This window comes from Providencia sp. PROV032, assembly GCF_028484875.1.
GTDB lineage: Bacteria > Pseudomonadota > Gammaproteobacteria > Enterobacterales > Enterobacteriaceae > Providencia > Providencia rettgeri_E.
The window spans coordinates 297,780-320,637 of the sequence record NZ_JAMPSX010000003.1; the positions used below are offsets into that span (position 1 = coordinate 297,780).

Genomic DNA, 22,858 nt, shown 5'->3' on the forward strand with positions numbered 1-22,858 from the left:
TGTTCCGCGAACAATTCAGAAAAATAGAAGGTTAAAGTCAACGTGTTTAGTAAAGAAAAGTATCAATAATAAATAAGGCTATCTAGTAGTAAAACTAAATAGCCTTTTTGCTTTATAACGGATTAAACTGCAATCGGTTAAACTGCACGGAAAGAAATTTCTGTTGGGATCTTGTCCCCTTCCCAATACATCAAGGCTGAAATACCTGAAGCAATTTCACGGTAGATATCTGCAAATTCACCTTCTGGATCACGCATGACAGTAGGCTGGCCACGGTCAAGGTCTTCACGTAAAGAGATATGCAGAGGCACCTGCCCCAATAATTTAGTATGATATTTTTCGGCTAATTTCTCAGCACCACCGGTACCGAAAATTGGCTCAACATGGCCACAATTACTGCAAATATGCGCGCTCATGTTTTCAACGACACCCAGTACAGGGACATTGACCTTCTTAAACATCACGATACCTTTCATGGCATCAACCAAGGCGATATCTTGTGGTGTTGTCACCACCACTGCCCCTGTAACAGGGATGTTTTGGGAAAGTGTTAATTGGATGTCACCTGTTCCTGGTGGCATATCGATAACTAAGTAATCCAAATCAGGCCATAACGTGTCCTGTAGCATTTGCATTAATGCTTTACTTGCCATTGGGCCACGCCAAACCATGGCGTTGTCATCGGTTACTAAGTAACCAATGGAGTTTGTTGCTAAGCCATAGGCCATAATTGGCGCCATGTGCTGACCATCTGGGGAAGTTGGGCGTTCTAATGTTGTGCCTAACATGTTTGGAATTGATGGGCCGTAAATATCCGCATCCAAGATACCGACTTTTGCCCCTTCTTGTGCCAGTGCGAGCGCTAAGTTTACAGAAGTACTGGATTTACCAACACCACCTTTACCCGAACTGACGGCTAAGATATTACGAACACCATTAATACCCGGCAAATCATTTGCACGTTTTAATGTGGTGATATCGTGGCGCAGTTTCCATTCAACAGCGTGAGCCCCTGTTTGTTGCTTTAATTCAGCGGTTTTTTCACTAATTAAAGTTTGAAACGGCCCTTTCCAAACGAATGGCATAACTAATTCGACATGCAGCACGTTGTCCAACATTGCACAATGATGTAACGCTTTGATAGAAACCAAATTACGTTGCAGTGTTGGGTGTGTAAATGAAGCCAAAACTTTGGAGACTTGTTCAGTCAGCAGTTCTGGTTTGTTCTGCTCGGGGGATTTATCGTTCATCCCGGCTCCTTTATTTATATTTTTGAACTATGTATATCCTAGAATAAGTTACAGAAAATTGGGCGGATATACTTTGACTGAGATTAATCATAACAGAGAACAGGGAGAAAGTTATTATATCGAGATAGGAAAAGCCACGAAGAGGTAAAAATTCTTTTTCAAACAAATTTCCAATTAATATTTTATACCCCTAGCAGCGATGGTTTTGATCGGTTAACATCAAAGACCCTTTTCAAATAATGGAAGTAAGAAAGTTACTATGTCTCAAGTCGCGAATAAATTACTGGTAACCTGTGCGTTACCCTATGCTAACGGTTCAATCCATCTTGGTCATATCCTGGAACACATTCAGGCTGATATTTGGGTCCGTTATCAGCGAATGCGCGGCAAAGAGGTTCACTTTATCTGTGCCGATGACGCGCACGGAACTCCAATCATGCTTAAAGCTCAACAGCTTGGCGTAACGCCAGAAGAGATGATTGCGGCAGTGAACCAAGAGCATCAGAACGATTTTGCTGGTTTCGCCATTAGTTATGATAACTACCACTCCACACACAGTGAAGAAAACAAAGTTTTATCAGAGCTGATTTATGGGAAACTGAAAAATAACGGTTTTATTAAAAACCGCACTATTTCACAGCTTTTCGACCCAGAAAAAGGCATGTTTTTACCGGATCGCTTCGTTAAAGGCACTTGTCCAAAATGTAAAGCCGAAGACCAATACGGTGATAACTGTGAAGTCTGTAGTGCAACCTATAGCCCAACAGAACTGATTAACCCACGTTCAGTGATTTCTGGCGCCACACCTGTCATGCGTGATTCAGAACACTTTTTCTTTGATCTTCCTGCATTTAGCGACATGCTTCAAGCGTGGACTCGCTCAGGCGCGCTACAAGAGCAAGTCGCTAATAAAATGCAAGAATGGTTCGAATCAGGCCTACAACAATGGGATATCACCCGTGATGCACCTTATTTCGGTTTTGAAATTCCTGATGCGCCGGGTAAATATTTCTATGTTTGGTTAGATGCGCCTATCGGTTACATGGGCTCCTTTAAAAACCTGTGTGACAAACGTGGCGACCTTGATTTCGATGAATTCTGGAATAAAGACTCGAAAACAGACCTTTACCACTTTATCGGTAAAGATATCGTGTACTTCCATAGCCTGTTCTGGCCTGCAATGTTAGAAGGTAGCCAGTACCGTAAACCAACAAACCTATTTGTGCATGGTTATGTCACCGTTAACGGTGCAAAAATGTCTAAATCTCGCGGAACATTCATCACCGCGCGTTCATATTTAGATCATTTAGATGCCGACTGCTTGCGCTATTACTACGCAGCAAAACTGTCTTCGCGTATTGATGACATCGATTTCAATTTGGAAGATTTCGTCCAGCGCGTCAACAGCGACATCGTCAATAAAGTGGTTAACTTGGCATCACGTAATGCGGGCTTTATTGCTAAACGCTTCGATGGCAAATTATCGGCAAATCTGGCTGAGCCTGAGCTATACCAACAATTTATTGATGCAGCTAAAGTTATCGGTGAGGATTATAACAACCGTGAATATAACAAAGCGATCCGTGAAATCATGGCATTAGCCGATATCGCAAACCGCTATGTTGATGAAAAAGCCCCTTGGGTTGTGGCAAAACAAGAAGGTAAAGATCAAGAACTGCAAGACATTTGCTCGATGGGCATCAACTTGTTCCGCGTTCTGATGACTTACCTGAAGCCGGTTTTACCCGGCCTCACTGAGCGTGCTGAAGCCTTCTTAAATAGTGAACTGTCATGGGATGCGATTAATACCCCGTTATTGAACCACAGCGTCGCTGCGTTCAAAGCGCTGTTTAACCGCATTGAAATGGCAAAAGTGGATGCGATGGTTGAAGCCTCAAAAGAGAGCATCAAACCCGTACAGCAACTTACAGGGCCACTTGCCGATGACCCAATTCAAGAAACCATCACTTTTGATGATTTTGCGAAAATTGACCTGCGAATTGCATTAATCAAGCAAGCTGATTTTGTTGAAGGTTCAGACAAACTGCTGAAATTACAATTAGATATCGGTGGTGAAACGCGCCAAGTATTTTCTGGTATTCGCTCCGCTTATCCAGACCCTAAAGCATTAGAAGGTCGTTTGACGGTGATGGTTGCCAACCTCGCACCTCGTAAAATGCGTTTTGGTATTTCTGAAGGTATGGTAATGGCTGCTGGCCCTGGCGGTAAAGATATCTTCTTACTCAGCCCTGACAGTGGCGCACAACCCGGTATGCAAGTTAAATAACCCATACTTGCTTTAGTCTGTTATTCATCAAAAGTGGGAAGCTAAATACTTCCCACTTTTTTTATTGGCTTTTTATTGTGATCGGTAGCACAATAATAAAGTTAATTGTATGATGAATAGATATTACATTACAGGACCAGTCTCATGTCATTTAAACAGGTACTGATAACGGGATGGCAGTATTTGCGAGCTTTCGCAATACTCTACCTTTGCCTGATTATTGGAAACCTTATCTCAACACTACTTCCATTCTCCATTCCCGGCAGCATTGTCGGCATGTTAATTTTATTCATATTGCTTGCGTTACAAATTATCCCCGCGAAGTGGGCACAACCCGGTTGCAGCATTTTGTTGAAAAACATGACCATCCTGTTTGTTCCTATTGGTGTTGGCATAATGAATTACTATGAATTAATTAGCCAACAAATGGTTCCTATTATCGTTTCCTGTGTGGTTAGTACCTTAATCGTTATGGTCGTTGTCGCCATCAGTTCCAACTATATTCATAAGGAACGCCCTGTCGTTGGGGCTCAACCTGATGACGTTCCTTTACCCCCCGAAGAGCCAATTTCTTCGGTCATTAATAATGATAAAACTAAGGGGAATGAATAATGTTAGAACATATTTGGTGGTCATTGCCGCTGACTATTGTGGTGTTTTATTTGGCTCGTAAGTTGTCGACCACATTTAAGTTACCGATTTTAAACCCACTATTAATTACTATTGCGGTATTGATTGCACTATTGGTCGTCACAAATACTTCTTATGAGCACTATTTTGCAGGTAGCAAAATACTCAATGATTTACTACAACCCGCAGTCGTTGCGCTCGCTTTTCCACTTTACGAACAAATGCACCAAATTCGAGCCCAGTGGAAATCTTTATTAAGCATTTGTTTTGCAGGTAGTTTAGTGGCCATGTTCAGCGGTGCTGCCATCGCATTATGGTTGGGGGCAACCCCGGATATCGCGGGTTCTATTTTACCTAAATCGGTAACTACCCCTATTGCGATGGCTGTCGCTGATTCTGTTGGTGGGATCCCTGCGATTAGTGCCGCTTGCGTGTTGTTTGTTGGGATCTTAGGCGCCATGTTTGGCCATAGCTTATTTGATGTACTGCGTGTACGAACCCACGCCTCAAGAGGGCTCGCGATGGGAACTGCTTCCCACGCCCTAGGCACTGCCCGCTGTGCCGAAGTGAATTACATTGAAGGTGCTTATAGTTCCCTTGCATTAATGACCTGTGGGGTTATCACCTCACTTATTGCCCCGTTTATATTCCCTGTCATTTTACATCTTTTTAGCTAAGCTTAATTCACTGAGCCAAAAATCAAGCATATGAGTAAGAGGAGTCCATTAGCCTCTTACTCATTCACACACTGATAAAACATGAGATATATCTCACAACAAAAGAATATGTTTCATATATTTCATTTAAAATAGTGATAGTGATCACATATAGTTCTACGTGTTATTGAATAGAATAAAAACAATTAAATAGGGAGAGTAACTCATGCATTCACGATTTAAGGCCGCTTGGGCCGAGCTTCCAGAAAAGTTACAGTCAGTACTTAGACCTATCATTGATAAATCTGATTTTCAAGGCATGTTAACAGCGGAACAAGTTGAACAAATTAAAGCTGAAACAAGTGTAGACGACGCTGAGTTAGCCTTTGCATTATTGCCTTTCGCTGCTGCCTATGCCATTACGCCTATTTCCCATTTTAACGTGGGTGCAATCGCTCGTGGGGCAAGTGGTAACTTGTATTTTGGTGCCAATATGGAATTTAGCCATGTATCAATGGGCCAAGTGATCCATGCAGAACAGTGTGCAGTGACACACTCTTGGATGAAAGGTGAAACGCAGATTACCTCAATTACTGTGAATTACACACCTTGTGGCCACTGCCGCCAATTTATGAATGAATTACGTGAAGGTGGTAAAATTATGGTGAATTTACCAGGCCGCACACCCGCAGTACTACACCACTATTTACCCGACTCATTTGGGCCGTCTGACTTAAACATTACTACTTTACTACTGGACCCTGTTGACCATGGCTATAAAAACCAAAGCCGTGACCGGTTATTAAGTGCCGCAATTGAGGCTGCAAACCAATCTCATGCACCTTATAGTCAATCTCATTCAGGTATTGCGTTACAGTTAAAAGATGGCTCACTGTTTACAGGCCGCTACGCAGAAAATGCCGCATTCAACCCAAGTTTACCGCCACTGCAAGCCGCTTTAATTATGATTAACCTTGCAGGTAAAGATATTCACGCCATCGACCAAGCTAAGTTTGTTGAAAAGCAAGATGCAATTATCAAACATTGGTATGTTACCGAAAATACATTACAGGCACTGGGTTGCCAAAATATTGAATTAGCTTATTTGGATTAATTTTATATTTATTTAAATATAACGGTTATTGCTGGGAGCTTGAATAAATAGCAATAACCGTATAGTTGTTATTAGAACTTTAATCTTGTTCACAAAACCATTTACCTGCAAAGTGGCCATCCATAATAGAACTCACTAGTTTTGATTAATATATGCCCTAGTAAGTGAATTCATTAAACAATTTTTCTGTTTCATTTATCGTCTCTTCTAATGTAATAACTAAAGGGATCTTTCGCATTTTTTCTAGCCAAGCTTGGCTTTGTTGCTGTTTTATCGATGCAGATTGCGCGGCTTCTTCTTTCATGTCTAGCCAAATGCTAGCAAATAACGCTGATTCACCATTAAGTGATTTATTAGAAAAGCTATTTAATAGTTTCCCTATAATTTTATTCTGTTTATCTATAGATAATACTTCAAATACATCTTTAAATAACCAACCTTCATAAGGAATTCCTGAATTTAACATCGCTTCTTTTTTTATTTTAATAAATTCTTGATGTGTAATATCACCAATTGGGATGTTATCACTTTCTTTGCGATTTTTCATAATTCGTCCGTATGCTAATTTGACTTCTTTTTGATACCGACTCCGTTTTTCACTGGTGAATGATTCACCCTGTGCCTTCATATGATTATTTAAAAACTCTTTTTCTAGATAAATAAAAATACTGAAATATTTATCACTTGAATCATTTACCTTTTGAGGGTTATATTTTTCATTAAAAGAGTAACCTTTATTTATGAGAATTAAACATGATAAAATTATAAAAATTAATTTAGGAATAATAGATTTAGAAACCATCATTAGAACTCCTTTTATTCTTATTAAAATTCATTGAATCATTAATCATTTCTTCAAACATAAAGTCTAATTCTTTTTCTATATTTTTAACTAAAGTAATCCGCCTCATCTTCTCCAGCCATCTTTTGCTTTTAATTTGCTTGTCTGATGGTAGTTTGGAAGCCTCCCTTACCATTGCATACCAAAGCATTATGAATAATTTAGCTTCCTTCGCAGGATCGTTGTTATTCATCACAAAAACGAACTGTTGCCATAGTGCCTCTCGGTTTCTCTCATTAATAACATCTAAAACATCTGCTAAAATCCAAGCATGATAAGACATTCCCATTTCATTTAAATTCTCACGATAAAAATCCATTGCCTGTTCATGGCTTAATTTTTTAATAAATGCTTCTTTTGGATACTTTAAAAATGCTAACATTGGGTTATTATCTTTTTCACCCTTAAAAATGACTAATTTTTTTCTATCAAATATTAAATCCTTAGATTCAGAAAAGTATAACATCTGTAGCATAAAGAAAAGACGTGGCGTTTTAACACCTTTTGTTTCACAAAAACTAATTATATTCTTTTTATTATATTTTACATTATTTCCTTGAGGATTTTGGCAAGCACTGAGAAGAAAAACTGAAAGCAAAAATATTAATTTATAATTCATATACATCCTTGTCATTCATAAAGTTAGAAACCAATAATCTTAAAAACAATTATGTAAAAAAAATATTTCCAACATACAAACATCAGCAATCACCATTCGATTACTAGTAATTAAAATAATTTATTTTATTATAAGCGGACTTTTTAAATATTAATTAAAACTAAAAGATCCTCCAGAAGAATAACCACTATAACTAAATTCAGGTATACTTGGCATTGAGGGTATTGAGTATTTATCATCAAATGAGTCCATTGAATTGTTCATTGATGACATATTGTCTCTTAACTGGCCAATCATATCTTCAAAATGATGGTTATTTCTTATGCTATCTGTAAGGAAGTCTTTAAATCCGGAAGTTCCCGGAAGAACAACACTCGGGCGTTCTAGATAATAATTTGTTGGTGTTTCATTATCCTTAAACCTATCAAGTAGGTTTGTTGTACGAGGTGCTAATTGTCTATTCGGTTCGGATTTTGGATAAGTGCTTTCCAATATCGATTTATCTACCATATTGTGTGGATACTTAATTGGAGGTGTTGATGGCGCTCCTTGATTGATAGGCTGGGTTTTGGTTTGCGATATTTTGCTCTCAACCCCATAAATATCTAAATCGCTTTTAGGGATAACTTTTTTTAATTCGTTCACGTAAGCTGCTATATCTTCCTTGAGTGTTATTCCACTTTCTACAAAATAATCACCAAAAACAGTCCCCGCTTCTTTTATATTACCCACTGTGGATACGGTATTAACCCAATCAAGAAATAAATCAATTTTTTCTTTAGATGGGTTTCTTATTATCTCAGTCAGCATCTCATCGGTTAAATAAAGCCCAAACTCAACCTGTTGTTTATTACTTCCTGAATTTGATATCATTTCATCATAAATTTCATTATGTTTTTCAATAGGGATAATCTGTAGTGGAATTGATAATGTCCAGGCATCTTTAGGTAAATTAAAATCAGAAAGTGAATCATCATGTATTTTTTTAACTTCAATAATATTCATTCTTTCATTCAAAACTTTAGTATTATTATACTCGAATTTATCAAGTAATAGATCACAAGTTTTAATTGCTATTTTAAGCTGTATGTTTTTCAAATCAGTGTAATTTAATATAACTCCATGTTCTCTTGCTTTTTCAACTAAGAAATTTGTTGCCATTTTTCCTGCAGACGAGTCACCTCTAACAAGTCCATTGGGGATCACACCATACCGTTCATTATTTGCTTCTAAATAGTTATATAAAATTTGAGGATCTTTTTTATCCTCTAATTTTTTACATACATCCTGCACATCCTTTAAATGCAACTCAAATTTATCCTGTTCATTCACATCAAATAAGGCAGCGCGTTTCTTCCTGCGATTATGCCTATTTACACTGATTTCATTAATTAAAAATTTTAACTTTTCTTCTTTGCTTTCCCAAAATAAGATACCTACCTCACTTTTTATTGATGAAATGGCATCTTGAGTTAATACTTCATCAGCATCAACTTCATGAAATACCCACGGAACGACATCACCTAGCATTTTTTCGTTTGTTTTTATGCGACCAATCACATCCATCATTAAAGTAGATAATTCTGATTCAGAGCTTCTTATCTTATCAAGCTCATTATTTTGTGAATCACTTAATTCCTTATACATTGAAATATAAAAATTATTCGTTAGCCATGACTTTAACATCTCTTTTTCAGAACCATTACTTGAGATATATTTTTTAATCATCATATCAAATGCCTTATAATGATGATTTATTTGCTCCTTGAACTCTGTACTAGAGTTTAATCTATGAGTCCAGAAACCTTGCCTTTCCTTTGGTGAGAGTGATTCAAATACTGCATGTAAATACCAGTTATCAATGCTGAACCTACTTTTAGAGCAAGCTTTAGTATTAATTAAAATCAATTCTTCATGATTAATGTCCAATATTTCAACAATTTCACCACCTGATTCATTGAGTTTACTTTCCAGTAATTTTAAATATTCATCAGCTAGTCTAAAATTTATATTTCTAAATTCCTCTGATTTTATTTTCTCATTATTTAACAATAGTTCTTCACTCGGAGTGTATAACGTATATTTCCCCCAAAAACCTGATTCACTACCACTCACTCCAGCAAATAAAGCATACCGATCACCTTTATTCGCTAGATACTGATACATTTCCTTAGGATTTTTATCTTTCCTTAATAATTTTTTTATCATAGTAAGATCATTTTTTGTAAACACCCTACTCGCACTGTATTTTGTATTATTTGACATTGAAACTCCTTTTCTATTTAAGTTGAGTTATTACAAACCCTTTTGATTTTAACAAAATTTTTTCCCACTGATGAATCTTATTCCAATTGATATCTATTTGAAAATAAGCATCAATTTCTGGGATACGCCCATTTATATCACATCGATGATAACCTCCTTTTAAAGTCAGCCAGTGACATTTAATTACACTTATTACTTCATTTTTATTTTCAGACCAATACACTCGAGTTTTATCTTGATAATTTTTCCCTTTATACGTTATTGCATTTTCCCTTAAGTACTCAACAAAGTAGAGATCAAGTTCATCATCATAATAAACATCACTTCTTGTACCAAAATAACCACTGTTTATTGCATTATCCCTAAATTTATTCATTGTTGTCATATTATCTGTCATTGGTTTTACTGCTATTTTTATTTCCTCTATATTTTTGTCTAACCCCATTCTATCGACGGGTTTCATTTCCGGCCATGTCATTCTTAAAGGTAATACAGTGAAGTTAGCATTGCACCCTGTTTTATTGTTAACTGCTCTACGGTCAAAATAACTATACCCCTCATACTCAGCGATAAAGTCAATATATTCTAGAGGTACTTCTACAATATTCCCATTAAACTGCCCACAGACAAAACCGGGACGATTATCAGCGTAACTATTTATTGCGCTTAATAGCATAAGACAATTAACTGTAATTTTAATTAGATAACTAATTATTAGTTCAAATCTCATACTTACACCTATTAAAATAAACTAATCATACATAAGCTCTGGATTTTTACTAACTATTAAAATTCGGGTAACATTAGATAAATCTATTGATATTAATTCTAAGTCTCCCTGCCTACGATCACGACCATTCATATTTTAGTTCCTAATTTTTAACATGGTCGAGTAAAAAAATTCGTATTTTTTCCCTCATTATATTGCTATTAGATAATTCTTTAGCATCAAAATAAAATTTAACCTTAGTTCCTATTTCTGGAATCAAAAAATATTGAAAACACTTATGATACTTCTCATCAATTGGTAACCATTCACACTCAATTAAAAAAATCACTTCATTATTAATTTCCTTCCAATAATATCCTTTTTTATTAAAATACATATCATCTTTATGACCAATACTTCTTCGTATTGTTACAGTCACTTCAGTAAAATAAAGATCCAACTCTTCATCATAATATAACTCCCCCTTTCTTTTGAGGTACCCCATATCTAAATACACGTGTTTTCTATAACTCAAATATTTTTCAGGGTTTCCTTTTAATGGTTCAGCATAAACCTCTATAATTTTAACATCATTACTTACCTCATTAGATGGTTTCAAATCAGACCAAGACATTCGCATTGGCAGCACTCTAAAATTAGCCTCACACCCTTTTTTATTTTCAATAAACCTTGGGTCAAAATAGCTATACCCTTCATATTCAGCAAATGGAAAAACATACTCGCCAGGAACTTCTATAATATTCTTATTAAACTGCCCACAGACAAAACCGGGGCGATTATCAGCGAAACTATTTATGGAAATCAATAAAACAAGACAATTAACTGTAAATTTAATTAGATAATTAATTATCATTTCAAATTTCATACTTGCACCTGTTTAAATAAATCAATATATTTTAAATTATAAAAATATCCTCACTAGGTATACTTGAAACATTTTCTTCGCCCATAGAATTTGCAAATTTACTTTCTAATAAAATAACATTTAAACTTGCGATATCATTATAATTAATTGAAAAACTAGCCATACCTTTACTCATAATATTCATCCTTAATAAAACCGAAGACAAAAACCTTAACTTCATTCATTATATCCCTCCATTGATTATACTTATCAAAACCAAATCTAATCTCTGCAAGTATACCTTTTTCTAATATTGAAAAACTCATATTACAACTTGAATATTTATTTTCCAATGGTAGCCATAAGCATTCTAAGATAGCAATAACTTCATTTTCTTTTTCGAACCAAAAAAAAGATCTTTTCTTTTGAGTTTTTTTTCCACTATATAACCTTTCAGATACGTTATAATCATCAAAATATTCAACATATTGAAGGTCAGAATCATCGTCATATAATATATGACTTCTCTTTCCTAAATATGATGCATTTAAATAATTACTCATTTTTTGTGTCAATGAGTAATCTTTCTTTCCAATTGGCCTCAATATAATTTTTATTGTTTTTTCATCTATTTCAAGATGAATTTTTTTTTGGGGATCAACACTTGTCATATAAGGCCAATGCGTTATTAATGTTAATTCTCTAAAATTAGCATCACATCCTTCTTTATTTTCAATAAACCTTGGATCAAAATAGCTATACCCTTCATATTCAGCAAATGAAAAAGCATACTTTTCAGGAACTTCTATAACCGTGCCGTTAAACTGACCACAGACAAAACCTGGACGATTATCAGCGTAACTATTTATTGCGCTTAATAGCATAAGACAATTAACTGTAAATTTAATTATATAACTAATTATTAGTTCAAATCTCATACTTACACCTATTAAAATAAACTAACCATACATAAGCTCTGGATTTTTACTAACTATTAAAATTCGGGCAACATTAGATAAATCTATTGATATTAATTCTAAGTCTCCCTGCCTACGATCACGACCATTCATATTTTTAGTTCCTAATTTTTAATATATTCAGATAAAAATAGTCTGACCTTGTCTTGAATAGCGTCCCAATTAACAAGATTTGAAAACTCAAATGAAACACTATATTTAAGACCAAACTCAGGCATTAATGATAATAATTTACAACGCCGATAACTATCATCTAACTGTCTCCATGAACACTCCATTAAAACATTGACTTCACCATTATCTTCATCCCAATAGTAACCATACTTTATTATATTGACATCCACTTTATTACCATTAATATGTTTAAACTCAATAGAAACCTCATTAAAATAAAGTTCTAATTCCTCATCATAATATAGTTCACCCTTTCTTTTAAGCCTCCCCATATTTAGGTATATATTTTTTTTATGACTGAAATATTTTTCAGGGTCACTATTTAATGGCTCAACATAGACTTCTATCATTTTAACATCATGGCTGACTTCACTAAATGGCTTTAAATCTGGCCATGACATCCTCATTGGCAGAATTCTAAAATTAGCCTCACACCCTTTTTTATTTTCAATAAACCTTGGGTCAAAATAACTATACCCTTCATATTCAGCAAATAAAAAAACATACTCGCTAGGAATTTCTATAATATTCTTATTAAACTGCCCACAAACAAAACCGGAGCGGTTCTCGCCATTAACAATGCAGGAGAATAACAATAATGGTAGAATCAAACAAAAATATAATTTCATAATAATTGGCACCTTGATACTTATATAACATTTAATTATAAAAACCATTTAAATGAAAACTATGATTTAGCAGAAGCCAATATTTTACTCATACGTTCATACCATTTATTAATAATAACTTTTTGTTTCTTAGTCGCCTTCTTTTCCTTTTCTAACATCACTTTCATCAAGCTGTATATTACCGATAATTCATGGCCACGGTCTCCGGAAGCTGCCATAATTTTTTGCCAATAATGTTCTTTTTCTTTTTTATCTAATACAGAAAATGCCACACCTAAAACCCAAGCTTCTTCCGGTATTTTATTACGCAACATAACCAGATAGTGTATTTCATCGGCTTCTTTATAAGTCATATCATGAGAGACTTTTTCACCTGTACTCTGTTTCTTCGCTTTTCGCTTCAATACTTGAAGCATTTCTAATGCATGGTCATAATTTATTTTGTCTATCAATGTTTTATTGATTGTTTTGTTTTTTTCTTTCATCACCAAATAAAAATAATCTGTTATAACTCGACCAAAAATTGATGAACCATATTTGTTTTCATAAAAATAGCCATCAATATTCCTTAGTGTTTCGATTGGGTTATAGTCTGCTCTTGAATGATTCATTCCTCCTAGAAATGCCATAATAAGTAATATATAAATACGCTTATCTCTTAACGTGCCATTAATTAGCCACATAATATTCCTTAATAAACATTGAAATATAAAAATAAGTTTTTAACCTATATAAATTTAAAAGTTGCAGCAATATATGATATTTGAAAATATAATTTAACTTACAGTGAATCCGTTTTTTCTCTTTGTAACTAGCTAAAAATAAGAAAAAAACATGAAAAAATTGAACCTGCTACAAAGCTAAACTAACGTTTGAAAACGTAAAAATAGCGATGAGACATTCGTCATTTGACTAAGCGTGATCTACCTACCGTAATGCGTATGCCGTTATCGGCTTTCATTTCCTTTCGCGCTTAAACTCCTTATCATATGCACAATATTTTTCAGTAAATTTTTTAACGCTTTTTTATCATTATTTACTGTACATATTTGCTGTTTAGCTTAGGATCTACCCTGACTTTGTTGATTAATCGTCCGAAGAGTGATATTTCATGGAACATGAGTACGAAACAAAACGCCCTCTCTATATACCCTACGCTGGCCCAATTTTGCTTGAATTCCCTTTGCTGAATAAAGGAAGCGCCTTCACCGAAGAAGAGCGTGCAAATTTTAACTTGCATGGTTTACTTCCTGAACAAGTAGAAACCATCGAAGAACAAGTTGAACGTGCCTACCGCCAATTAATTGATTTTAAATCAGATATTGATAAACATATTTATTTGCGAAATATTCAAGATACCAACGAAACCTTATTTTATCGCCTTATAGATGCCCACCTGACAGAAGTAATGCCAATTATCTATACCCCAACCGTGGGTGAAGCTTGTGAGCATTTCTCTGACATTTATCGTCGTGCACGTGGTTTATTTATTTCTTATCCAAACCGTGAATATATCGACGACATGCTACAAAACGCCACCAAACAAAATGTGAAAGTGATTGTTGTTACCGATGGCGAACGTATTTTAGGCCTTGGTGACCAAGGTATCGGCGGTATGGGTATCCCAATTGGGAAACTCTCTCTCTATACCGCTTGTGGGGGTATCAGCCCTGCTTATACTTTGCCTATTGTTATTGATGTAGGAACCAACAACCCACAGCGTCTGAATGACCCTCTGTATATGGGATGGCGTCACCCACGTATTACGGGTGATGAATACAACGAGTTCATTGATGAATTTGTTCAGGCAGTTAAACGCCGCTGGCCAAACGTATTATTACAATTTGAAGATTTCGCTCAGAAAAATGCGATGCCTTTATTAACCCGTTACCGTGATGAGCTATGCTGTTTCAATGATGATATTCAAGGCACCGCATCGGTTGCATTAGGTAGTTTAATTGCCGCCAGCCATGCCGCAGGCAGTAAGCTAAGTGACCAACGCGTGACTTTCTTGGGTGCCGGTTCCGCAGGTTGCGGTATTGCAGAACAAATCATCGCCCAGATGAAATCTGAAGGTTTGAGCGACGAAGAAGCGCGTTCACGCATTTATATGGTTGACCGCTTTGGTTTATTAACCGATAAACTGCCTAATTTACTCGACTTCCAAGCTAAGTTAACCCAAAACAGTGAGAATTTAGCTAGCTGGGATGTTAACAGTGACTCAATTTCACTATTAGATGTGGTTCGTAATGCCAAACCAACCATATTAATTGGTGTGTCTGGCCAAGCTGGGTTATTCACAGAAGAAATCATTAAAGAGATGCATAAACACTGTGAACGCCCTATCGTGATGCCGTTATCTAACCCAACGTCACGTGTTGAAGCTCGCCCTGAAGATATTATCAATTGGACTGATGGCAAAGCATTGGTCGCAACAGGCAGTCCATTTAGCCCAGTATCTTACAAAGACCAAGTGTTCCCAATTGCACAATGTAACAACTCCTATATCTTCCCGGGTATCGGTCTTGGTGTGATCGCCTCTGGTGCTAAACGCGTTACTGATGGCATGTTAATGGCCGCCAGCCGCGCTCTCGCCAGCTGTTCACCTCTTGCTAAAAATGGTGAAGGTGCGCTATTGCCTCTGCTATCTGATATCCAAGATGTTTCTCGCATTATTGCTAAACAAGTTGCCAAAGAAGCACAAGTTCAAGGTGTGGCAACCGTCACATCGGATAGCGCTCTTGATGAAGCCATTGAACGTAATTTCTGGAAGCCTGAGTACCGTACTTATAAACGGACTTCGTTTTAATCACACGTGATTCCATCGAAAGGGGCTCTTTAGAGCTCCTTTTTTGTTTTTTTATGTTCCCCCCCCGACAGAATGATATCTGCATTCTCAGATAATGATAAATTGCGCTAAACAAATCACTTATTTAAGATAACGACCATGACTGATTAATAGGATATTGACATGACTGGCGACCTCAATGCTGCTATTCCACAGAAACCTAAGTTTTCCCTATGGGCAATAGCTCTAACACTTTTTATTGCAGCGCTGAATATTGTTGTTTATTTTTACCAGCTCAATTATGCCGCCCCACTCGATTCCCAAGAAAATAACTTATTGTTATTTGGTGCCAATGTTTACCAACTTTCATTAACGGGGGATTGGTGGCGCTATCCAGTCAGTATGGTATTGCACTCAGGTGGTATGCACCTTGCTTTGAATACGTTGGCTTTGTTTGTTATTGGGATTGAATGCGAACGTACCTATGGAAAATTTAGGATGCTCGCGATATACCTATTTTCAGGTATTGGCGCGGCATTTTTTAGTGCTTATTGGCAATACAGTGAAGCCATTAATGCAGTAGCGAACCGAGCATCAATGAATGCGTGGAATAGTTTATATTTACCTGATAACACGGTATATATTACCGTGGGTATTGGCGCATCTGGCGCTATTATGGGGTTAGCTGCCGCTTCTGTAATTGATTTATTAAAAAGAATTAATAACCCGAGTCTCTCTCTTGAAGAACGCAACCAATTAAAACGCCCGCTATATAATATTATTGGGATGATTGCACTAACTCTCATCAATGGTTTGCAGTCAGGTATTGATAACGCTGCTCATATTGGTGGCGCTGTACTTGGTGCGGTTATTAGCGGTGCTTTTGTGCTTGCGCCACAAGCAACATTTCGGGCAAAACTGCTTTCTAGTGGCTTAATTGTACTTATAGCTGCCACCTTACTGGCCATGACACTCAGCCAGTTTTCTTCCTTACAAGACGAAGACCTAAACTATGAGCGCCAGTTTATTTACCAAGAAATGGCAAAAGAACTTAATCAGCGATAAAAAATACCGTTTTTTGGTAAGAGAGCAGTCCTATTATTGATACCGCCAATAATAGGACGCGTAAATCTAGAAAGTGAATAAATTCATTGTCATCATTACCGCACTGCAGGTGATTAATAACAATGTAATGTATTGAAAGGTGCGTTCAGATAAACGGATCAGTAAATATTTAGCTAATGGCATCACAATCAATGCCCCCGCACACAGTATCAGCGCCAATTTTAAATCGGTATAACCGTCTTGCGCATAGGCCAAAGCAGAAGAGCCAGACAACACAGTTGTTACAAAAATCGATGTGCCAATTGCTTGTTTAATATTCAGTTGCATATAGCGCAGCAACATAGGGAGAACAACCACCCCACCACCAACTCCAGTTGCACCAAGTACAACACCCGCTAGAACAGCTGGCACAGCCATGGATTTTAGCTGATCTCCTTTTGCCGCTTCTTGTTTGATGATCGAAACAAAAAACATTCGCTGAACAAATAAATAGAGCGAAAATATAATGGCAGCAGCCACTAACAGGTTAATACCCCACTCGACTTGTTTTTCGTACCCCGGTAATCCCCCCAGCCATGTCACAAACAGACTTGAGAGAAAGGTGCTCGGCAACATAATCGCTAATACAATGAGCGCTCCTTTAAAGGGGATATTGCCTAAGCGAAAATGCATATAAGAAGAAGAAACCTTCATTAGCATCGAAAGGAAATTGGCCGTGGCGACTGCTGCTAGTGCATTTAGCCCAAAAAAATAGGTCAGTATCGGTAATACAATCACACCACCACCGACACCCGTTGTGCTAATAATCAGCCCAATAAGTGCACCTATCGCTAACTCCGTTACAATCATTAACTCTTGCCTTGTATCAGTGCGCGTCGCCCTTTTTGTAATGCTTCATTTGCATCACTATCTGCTAACGTGAGGTATTTAAAAAATAATGTATCGAAAGTAATCATCTGTAATACTTGTGGGGTGATGATGCCTAATTGGGAATGTTGCTCATCATAAAAATAAGGCAAGGCGAAGTCCGCTAACTTTATCGCTTCATCTTGACCAAACCGCGTCAGTGCGACTGTCGAGCAACCTGTTTCTTTTGCAGCTCGAAGCATACTATTGATTTCTTGAGTATTTCCACGCGCTGTTACCGCAATTGCAAGGTCTTCCGGCCCCAAATTTGCCGAATAACTGAGCTGAACATGCAAATCATAACTAAACAGTGCGTGTTTATTAATGCGAACTAATTTATGGAAAATATCGCTGGCGACAATGGCTGAAGACCCGACACCAAACAGCACGATACGTTTGGCCTGAAACATTTTTTGCGCGATGGTATCTACGACAGAGGGCTCAAGTAAATCCAGTGATTTTTCAATAGCCGAAATAAACATTTGCCCTGTTTTGGCGATAATCTGAGAAGTATCATCGTGACGACTCAGATTACCGTATAAACTTTCTGCTTTGTGTTGCTTCTCATCCGACAAATAATCGACTTTAAATTCAGGATAGCCACGGTACCCCATTTGGCGTGAAAAGCGGATAACAGATGCACTACTGACCCCAGCCGCCTGTGCCAATTCCGCTGCATTCATCGCGATAAGGCTTTCGCGATTATCCAGCAAAAATGTGGCAATACGTTGTTCTGTGCCTTTACCGCGTGTCTGCATGCTTTCCAGTTTTACCGTCAGTGTCGACATGGCTTTTCCTTCTAATTATTTTTCTGGATCAGTGAAGCCTATTATCATACTGGCAATGAACCCGACAATCCATGCACCCGCAACTGCAATTAAGAAATCCAAGATTTGGCCATCACCCACTAATGGAATTAATGATAACCCAGCAGTACCAAAAGGAATGATGATCCCGACATGGAAGATGCCCCGCCAGCCGCGCCACCAATACAACCTGCAATGAATGGTTTTCCTAATGGTAATGACACACCGAATAATAACGGTTCGCCGACACCAAAAATACCCACAGGTAACGCACCGACTAAGGTTTTCTTCAAACGTTGGTTTTTGGTTTTTAAATAAACCCAGAAACATGAACCCACTTGCCCCATTCCACCCATAGCTAAAATTGGGAACAAGTAATTCAGGCCAAAGGTTTGTAAAATTTCAGCATGAATTGGGATCAAGCCTTGGTGTAAACCCGTTAATAATAAGAATAAGAAACTACCGCCTAAAATACCGCCCGTCGCCACGGCGGCACCACCGCTGTTTAACAGTGCAACAGAAACCCCTTGCGCTAAAATTTGGTTTAAGTAATGCCCCGCAGGTTGGAACACCACAATTGCGACCATCGCAGAGACTAAAATGGTCACAAATGGCGTCACGATAAGATCTAGGCTTTCTTTAATGATACTTCTAAACCACACTTCAAATTTAGAAGAGAAAACGACTACCATCAGTACCGCAAAAATCCCCCCACTACCTGGGACTAATTTCGAACCAAATAAGGTGATATCCGCCAGACCTGGCATCGAAAGTAGCCCAGCCATGACCGCACCAATTGAGGTGGAAGCACCAAGCTCTTTCGCGGTATTCACCCCAATCATAATTGAAAGATAAACAAAGACTGCACTACCAATCAATTTTAATAACTTAAATAACTCAGGGAATTGGTCGACAACCCCCGGAGCAACCAAGCGGACGATATTGATTAACCCCATAATCAAACCACAACCAATCAAAGCTGGAATGGTTGGGACAAATATAGCCGCTAACGTATTTAAAGTACGACGAATTGAAAACGCTTTTTTCTCTGCCTGTGCTACGCTCTCTGTTGCCGTAGAGGTGCTACCTTGCATTCGTTTGTTCATCAGCGAAAAGACTTTCGCTGCCGTGCCCATCCCAACAATCACTTGTTGTTGTTCACCATTGAAAATCACGCCTTTTACGCCTTCAATTTGCTTCAAGGCCTCAGCATCGAATTTGCTATTATCTTTTAAAACTAAACGGATACGCGTCATACAATGCGTTAATGTTGCCACGTTATCAAAGCCGCCCGCATATTTTTCTATTTCTCTGGCGAGTACATCCAGATGTTCTATCTTATTAGCCATATTATTCCCCCGGTGTTGACTGAGCCAATAAACCCGCTCTTCAACATGCTATCCCATTACTTAACGGTAATTGCTAACATGCTATCCAAGGTGGTATTTGGATGTTGTTGAACGATATCCGTCGCTTGCTGTGCATTAATTTGTAGCTCATGCATTAAAATTGCGCGTCGTGGATGATAATCCACTTGTGCCAATAACCCTGCTGCGGTGTGTTCATCAATACCGCAGACCTCACTTACAATCCGTTCTGCGCGGCGCAGTAATTTGATATTACTCGCAACAACATCAACCATTAAATTAGTATGAATACGACCTAATCTCCCCATCACACAAGTACTTAGCATGCCTAAAATCATTTTTTGCGCAGTACCGCTTTTCATGCGAGTCGAACCTGATAACACTTCAGGGCCAACATCGGGGGCAATCGCCAATTTAGCTACTTCGCTGACTAGCCCTCGGCCTCGCGTAGTAATCGCCACCGTTAACGCACCGATTTCATTGGCATATTCAATACCTGCTAAGGTAAATGGTGTGCGTCCGCTGGCTGCAATACCCACCACGACATCTTTGGCACAGAGTTGGCGTTTTTTTAGCTCTTCAATCGCTGACTCTACTGAATCCTCAATATTTTCAACCGCGTTTAGCATGGCATCTTGGCCACCCGCAATAATCGATTGCACCATTTCAGGTGAAGTGCCAAATGTGGGTGGGCATTCTGCACTATCTAATACGGCTAACCTACCGCTAGTACCCGCGCCAATGTAAAACAAGCGTCCACCTTGCTTTAAGCACTCAGCAACAGCGTCAACCACTTGAGCAATCGCAGGTAGCACAGCCTGAATGGCACCTGCAACCGTGCTATCAGCTTGGTTAATGACGTTCACCATCGATAGCGTATCCAAACGTGAAAACTGCTGCGTTTCCTGATTGAATTCATTGTGTAGACAGTCACTCAGAGTATTTTTGGCTAGAGACATTCAACCCCCTAATGAAATTTAATTTCACTAAAAAATACATTAAATGAATTTTTATTTCAATTTAAATCACTGCAATTTTGTACAACTTAATTGCGGGTTATGATCTTTCTCACAATAATAGGTTTGTATTGAAAAATACCGGTGACAAAAGCCACCGGCGATAATGCTATTTTACGAACTTACAGGTTCCGAAGGCGGATGGGATGTGAAAATCAGGTTTAACGGAATCAGGTTTGATCCAGCTAATCCATTTACGCACTTGCTTAGGTTCACCCGCGCTGAACTCTCCACGCAAAATGGCACACATTAGTGTCTGCTTGTCCGCGTCTTGCCATAAATTGAGTTTGGTAAATTCATCCAAATCAATTTTTCCCGTTAATACATAACCATTTGGCGTTATTTCACCCACGGTTTGTAATGTCTCCCAGTTCCAACTTGGATCAACTTCACGGTAATAATTAGCTTTTGCATCGAAAGTACGCCCTTTCGGGTCCATTTCAGCCGTGTAATAAGGCTTTAATTCAGGGCTAGTCGCAAAAAAGAGTTCGACTCGGTCAGAATCTAACACCGCTTGGTCTTTATCTGGGTTATCACCTAACTGAATATCTTTATCGTCTGCAATAAAGCGGAAATATAATGCGTCATCACTCCATAAAGCGCGAAAATCTGTTTTAGGAGCTGCTTCCTTTTCCCATGGGTAAGTAAAATCGGTTAATACCTCTGCTTTTTCCCAAACTTCCGTACTTTTAGTCGCATCATCGAGTGATTTTAACTGAGCGGTATGATTGATTTGGTACTCTTTCGCCGCCACACCCGCGGTAACAAATACAGCGCTCACGGCTAATAATGTCGTTAGTTTCATACTTTCCTCACCTATCTAATTAAAGATCTGCTATCCACAAAAATCCGCCAAAGAAACAATATTTCACTTCAAAATAAAAATATAGAATTAAAATTTCATAATATATAGCTTCATTCCATAAAAACTACCATGATGTGAAGCGACTCACTCTTTGATGAGAACGTGATTTATCTTTTTCATCCAATGTCTGATTAATTTTGACTCAATTATTAGGCTTAATATTAGTCAACTTTGATTAGTGTGTAGACATTGACATGACTTTACGTTACGCGACTTGCGTCACTAATTTAAGTCAAGTAGCCTAGAGACACAGGTCTACTGAGGCTAACAATTTCGGATTATGACTCTTTATTATCAAGGCTAGGACATGAGGAAACGTCTGTTTTTTGGTCTTATTATTCTTGCAGGGATCGCATTTACGACCATAATGTTGCTTGATCGCTGGATAAGCTGGGATACCGCCCCCTATATCTATGAAGATGTAGAAAAATTGCCTGCGCGCGATGTCGGGATGGTACTTGGTACATCCAAATATTATGCCTCTGGAGTTAATAACCTCTATTATACCTATCGCATTAAAGGTGCGGCTGAGGCATACCACAGTGGAAAAGTGAAATATTTGCTCCTCAGTGGTGATAATGGGGCTCATAATTACAATGAGCCAATCAACATGCGCAAAGATTTAATTAAAGAAGGGGTTCCAGCCTCTAAAATTGTGCTCGATTTTGCTGGCTTTAGGACATTAGACTCCGTAGTACGCACGAAAAAAGTGTTTGATACCGATAATTTTACGATTATTACCCAGCGTTTTCATTGTGAACGAGCGGTCTTTATCGCCAAACATAAAGGCATTGATGCACAATGTTTAGCGGTTCCGACACCTTCTGGGATGTATAAAGTGAGAGTGCGTGAAGTGTTTGCACGGCTAGGCGCTTTAGCAGATTTATATATCTTAAAACGGGAACCTAAATTTTTAGGTGAACAAGAATCAATCCCAGCCCCGATTAAAATGCCTGCTGGAATTAAAGGCTATCCGGCGGTTTCACCGGATGAAGTCAATAAATTGAAGTAGATATATAGGTGGATGAA

Annotated in this window: 22 protein-coding genes; 7 read left to right on the top strand and 15 right to left on the bottom strand. The window is 37.9% G+C overall.

The window, feature by feature from the left end; translation table 11 throughout:
• Positions 1 to 137: 137 nt before the first annotated feature.
• The gene (apbC, locus tag PSF42_RS02700) at positions 138 to 1,250 is read right to left on the bottom strand and encodes an iron-sulfur cluster carrier protein ApbC (RefSeq protein ID WP_102138401.1); all 1,113 of its coding nucleotides are present in this window, start codon (positions 1,248 to 1,250) and stop codon (positions 138 to 140) included.
• A 259-nt stretch (positions 1,251 to 1,509) separates the two neighbouring features.
• On the opposite strand from apbC, the gene metG reads away from it, so the two are divergent.
• From metG to cdd, 4 genes are all read left to right on the top strand, one after another.
• Positions 1,510 to 3,537, top strand: coding sequence for a methionine--tRNA ligase (metG, locus tag PSF42_RS02705; RefSeq protein WP_272679396.1), 2,028 nt, complete (start codon positions 1,510 to 1,512; stop codon positions 3,535 to 3,537).
• Positions 3,538 to 3,681: 144 nt separating this feature from the next.
• On the top strand, positions 3,682 to 4,149 hold the full coding sequence (locus tag PSF42_RS02710) for a CidA/LrgA family protein (RefSeq protein WP_125893324.1): 468 nt from the start codon (positions 3,682 to 3,684) through the stop codon (positions 4,147 to 4,149).
• Positions 4,149 to 4,844 carry a CidB/LrgB family autolysis modulator gene (locus PSF42_RS02715; protein ID WP_102138398.1) on the top strand — a complete coding sequence of 232 codons (696 nt, stop codon included), beginning with the start codon at positions 4,149 to 4,151 and terminating at the stop codon, positions 4,842 to 4,844. The genes PSF42_RS02710 and PSF42_RS02715 overlap by 1 nt, the downstream gene beginning before the upstream one ends.
• 205 nt (positions 4,845 to 5,049) lie before the next feature.
• A complete protein-coding gene (gene cdd, locus PSF42_RS02720) occupies positions 5,050 to 5,937 on the top strand; it encodes a cytidine deaminase (RefSeq protein ID WP_125893326.1) in 888 nt (295 codons plus the stop codon).
• Positions 5,938 to 6,094: 157 nt separating this feature from the next.
• Here the strand turns inward: cdd and PSF42_RS02725 are convergent, their stop codons facing one another.
• The 9 genes from PSF42_RS02725 to PSF42_RS02765 all read right to left on the bottom strand — a co-directional run bounded on the left by PSF42_RS02725 (position 6,095) and on the right by PSF42_RS02765 (position 13,699).
• On the bottom strand, positions 6,095 to 6,742 hold the full coding sequence (locus PSF42_RS02725) for a hypothetical protein (RefSeq protein ID WP_272661730.1): 648 nt from the start codon (positions 6,740 to 6,742) through the stop codon (positions 6,095 to 6,097).
• Positions 6,729 to 7,397 carry a hypothetical protein gene (locus PSF42_RS02730; protein WP_272679397.1) on the bottom strand — a complete coding sequence of 223 codons (669 nt, stop codon included), beginning with the start codon at positions 7,395 to 7,397 and terminating at the stop codon, positions 6,729 to 6,731. The genes PSF42_RS02725 and PSF42_RS02730 overlap by 14 nt, the downstream gene beginning before the upstream one ends.
• 150 nt (positions 7,398 to 7,547) lie before the next feature.
• The gene (locus PSF42_RS02735; RefSeq protein WP_272679398.1) at positions 7,548 to 9,662 is read right to left on the bottom strand and encodes a hypothetical protein; all 2,115 of its coding nucleotides are present in this window, start codon (positions 9,660 to 9,662) and stop codon (positions 7,548 to 7,550) included.
• A gap of 13 nt (positions 9,663 to 9,675) precedes the next feature.
• Positions 9,676 to 10,392, bottom strand: a complete 717-nt coding sequence (locus PSF42_RS02740; protein WP_272679399.1) for a hypothetical protein — start codon at positions 10,390 to 10,392, stop codon at positions 9,676 to 9,678.
• 142 nt (positions 10,393 to 10,534) lie between these two features.
• Complete coding sequence (locus PSF42_RS02745; protein WP_210852897.1) at positions 10,535 to 11,257, bottom strand: hypothetical protein; 723 nt, start codon at positions 11,255 to 11,257, stop codon at positions 10,535 to 10,537.
• Positions 11,258 to 11,288: 31 nt separating this feature from the next.
• Positions 11,289 to 11,432 (bottom strand): hypothetical protein, encoded by a 144-nt coding sequence (locus PSF42_RS02750; protein WP_213913466.1) that lies wholly within the window; start codon positions 11,430 to 11,432, stop codon positions 11,289 to 11,291.
• Positions 11,425 to 12,174, bottom strand: a complete 750-nt coding sequence (locus tag PSF42_RS02755) for a hypothetical protein (protein ID WP_272679400.1) — start codon at positions 12,172 to 12,174, stop codon at positions 11,425 to 11,427. Before PSF42_RS02755 ends, PSF42_RS02750 begins: the two co-directional genes overlap by 8 nt.
• Positions 12,175 to 12,317: 143 nt before the next feature.
• Positions 12,318 to 13,016 carry a hypothetical protein gene (locus PSF42_RS02760; RefSeq protein WP_272679401.1) on the bottom strand — a complete coding sequence of 233 codons (699 nt, stop codon included), beginning with the start codon at positions 13,014 to 13,016 and terminating at the stop codon, positions 12,318 to 12,320.
• Between the two features lie 59 nt (positions 13,017 to 13,075).
• Positions 13,076 to 13,699, bottom strand: a complete 624-nt coding sequence (locus PSF42_RS02765) for a hypothetical protein (RefSeq protein WP_272679402.1) — start codon at positions 13,697 to 13,699, stop codon at positions 13,076 to 13,078.
• A gap of 428 nt (positions 13,700 to 14,127) precedes the next feature.
• Here PSF42_RS02765 and PSF42_RS02770 point away from each other — a divergent pair, with 428 nt between their 5' ends.
• Both PSF42_RS02770 and PSF42_RS02775 read left to right on the top strand, forming a co-directional pair.
• On the top strand, positions 14,128 to 15,825 hold the full coding sequence (locus PSF42_RS02770) for an NAD-dependent malic enzyme (protein ID WP_248467851.1): 1,698 nt from the start codon (positions 14,128 to 14,130) through the stop codon (positions 15,823 to 15,825).
• A gap of 162 nt (positions 15,826 to 15,987) precedes the next feature.
• A complete protein-coding gene (locus tag PSF42_RS02775) occupies positions 15,988 to 16,869 on the top strand; it encodes a rhomboid family intramembrane serine protease (RefSeq protein WP_102138391.1) in 882 nt (293 codons plus the stop codon).
• Positions 16,870 to 16,935: 66 nt separating this feature from the next.
• On the opposite strand, the gene PSF42_RS02780 is transcribed toward PSF42_RS02775, so the two are convergent.
• The 5 genes from PSF42_RS02780 to PSF42_RS02800 all read right to left on the bottom strand — a co-directional run bounded on the left by PSF42_RS02780 (position 16,936) and on the right by PSF42_RS02800 (position 21,769).
• Positions 16,936 to 17,718, bottom strand: coding sequence for a sulfite exporter TauE/SafE family protein (locus PSF42_RS02780; RefSeq protein ID WP_213913460.1), 783 nt, complete (start codon positions 17,716 to 17,718; stop codon positions 16,936 to 16,938).
• Positions 17,718 to 18,563 (bottom strand): MurR/RpiR family transcriptional regulator, encoded by an 846-nt coding sequence (locus PSF42_RS02785; RefSeq protein ID WP_125893346.1) that lies wholly within the window; start codon positions 18,561 to 18,563, stop codon positions 17,718 to 17,720. Before PSF42_RS02785 ends, PSF42_RS02780 begins: the two co-directional genes overlap by 1 nt.
• Before the next feature lie 128 nt (positions 18,564 to 18,691).
• Complete coding sequence (locus tag PSF42_RS02790; RefSeq protein WP_272679404.1) at positions 18,692 to 19,930, bottom strand: PTS transporter subunit EIIC; 1,239 nt, start codon at positions 19,928 to 19,930, stop codon at positions 18,692 to 18,694.
• 56 nt (positions 19,931 to 19,986) lie between these two features.
• A complete protein-coding gene (gene murQ, locus PSF42_RS02795; protein ID WP_272679405.1) occupies positions 19,987 to 20,907 on the bottom strand; it encodes an N-acetylmuramic acid 6-phosphate etherase in 921 nt (306 codons plus the stop codon).
• 166 nt (positions 20,908 to 21,073) lie between these two features.
• A complete protein-coding gene (locus PSF42_RS02800) occupies positions 21,074 to 21,769 on the bottom strand; it encodes a carbohydrate-binding family 9-like protein (RefSeq protein WP_213913456.1) in 696 nt (231 codons plus the stop codon).
• Positions 21,770 to 22,136: 367 nt separating this feature from the next.
• Here PSF42_RS02800 and sanA point away from each other — a divergent pair, with 367 nt between their 5' ends.
• A complete protein-coding gene (gene sanA / locus PSF42_RS02805) occupies positions 22,137 to 22,841 on the top strand; it encodes an outer membrane permeability protein SanA (RefSeq protein WP_125893354.1) in 705 nt (234 codons plus the stop codon).
• The last annotated feature ends 17 nt before the right edge of the window (positions 22,842 to 22,858 follow it).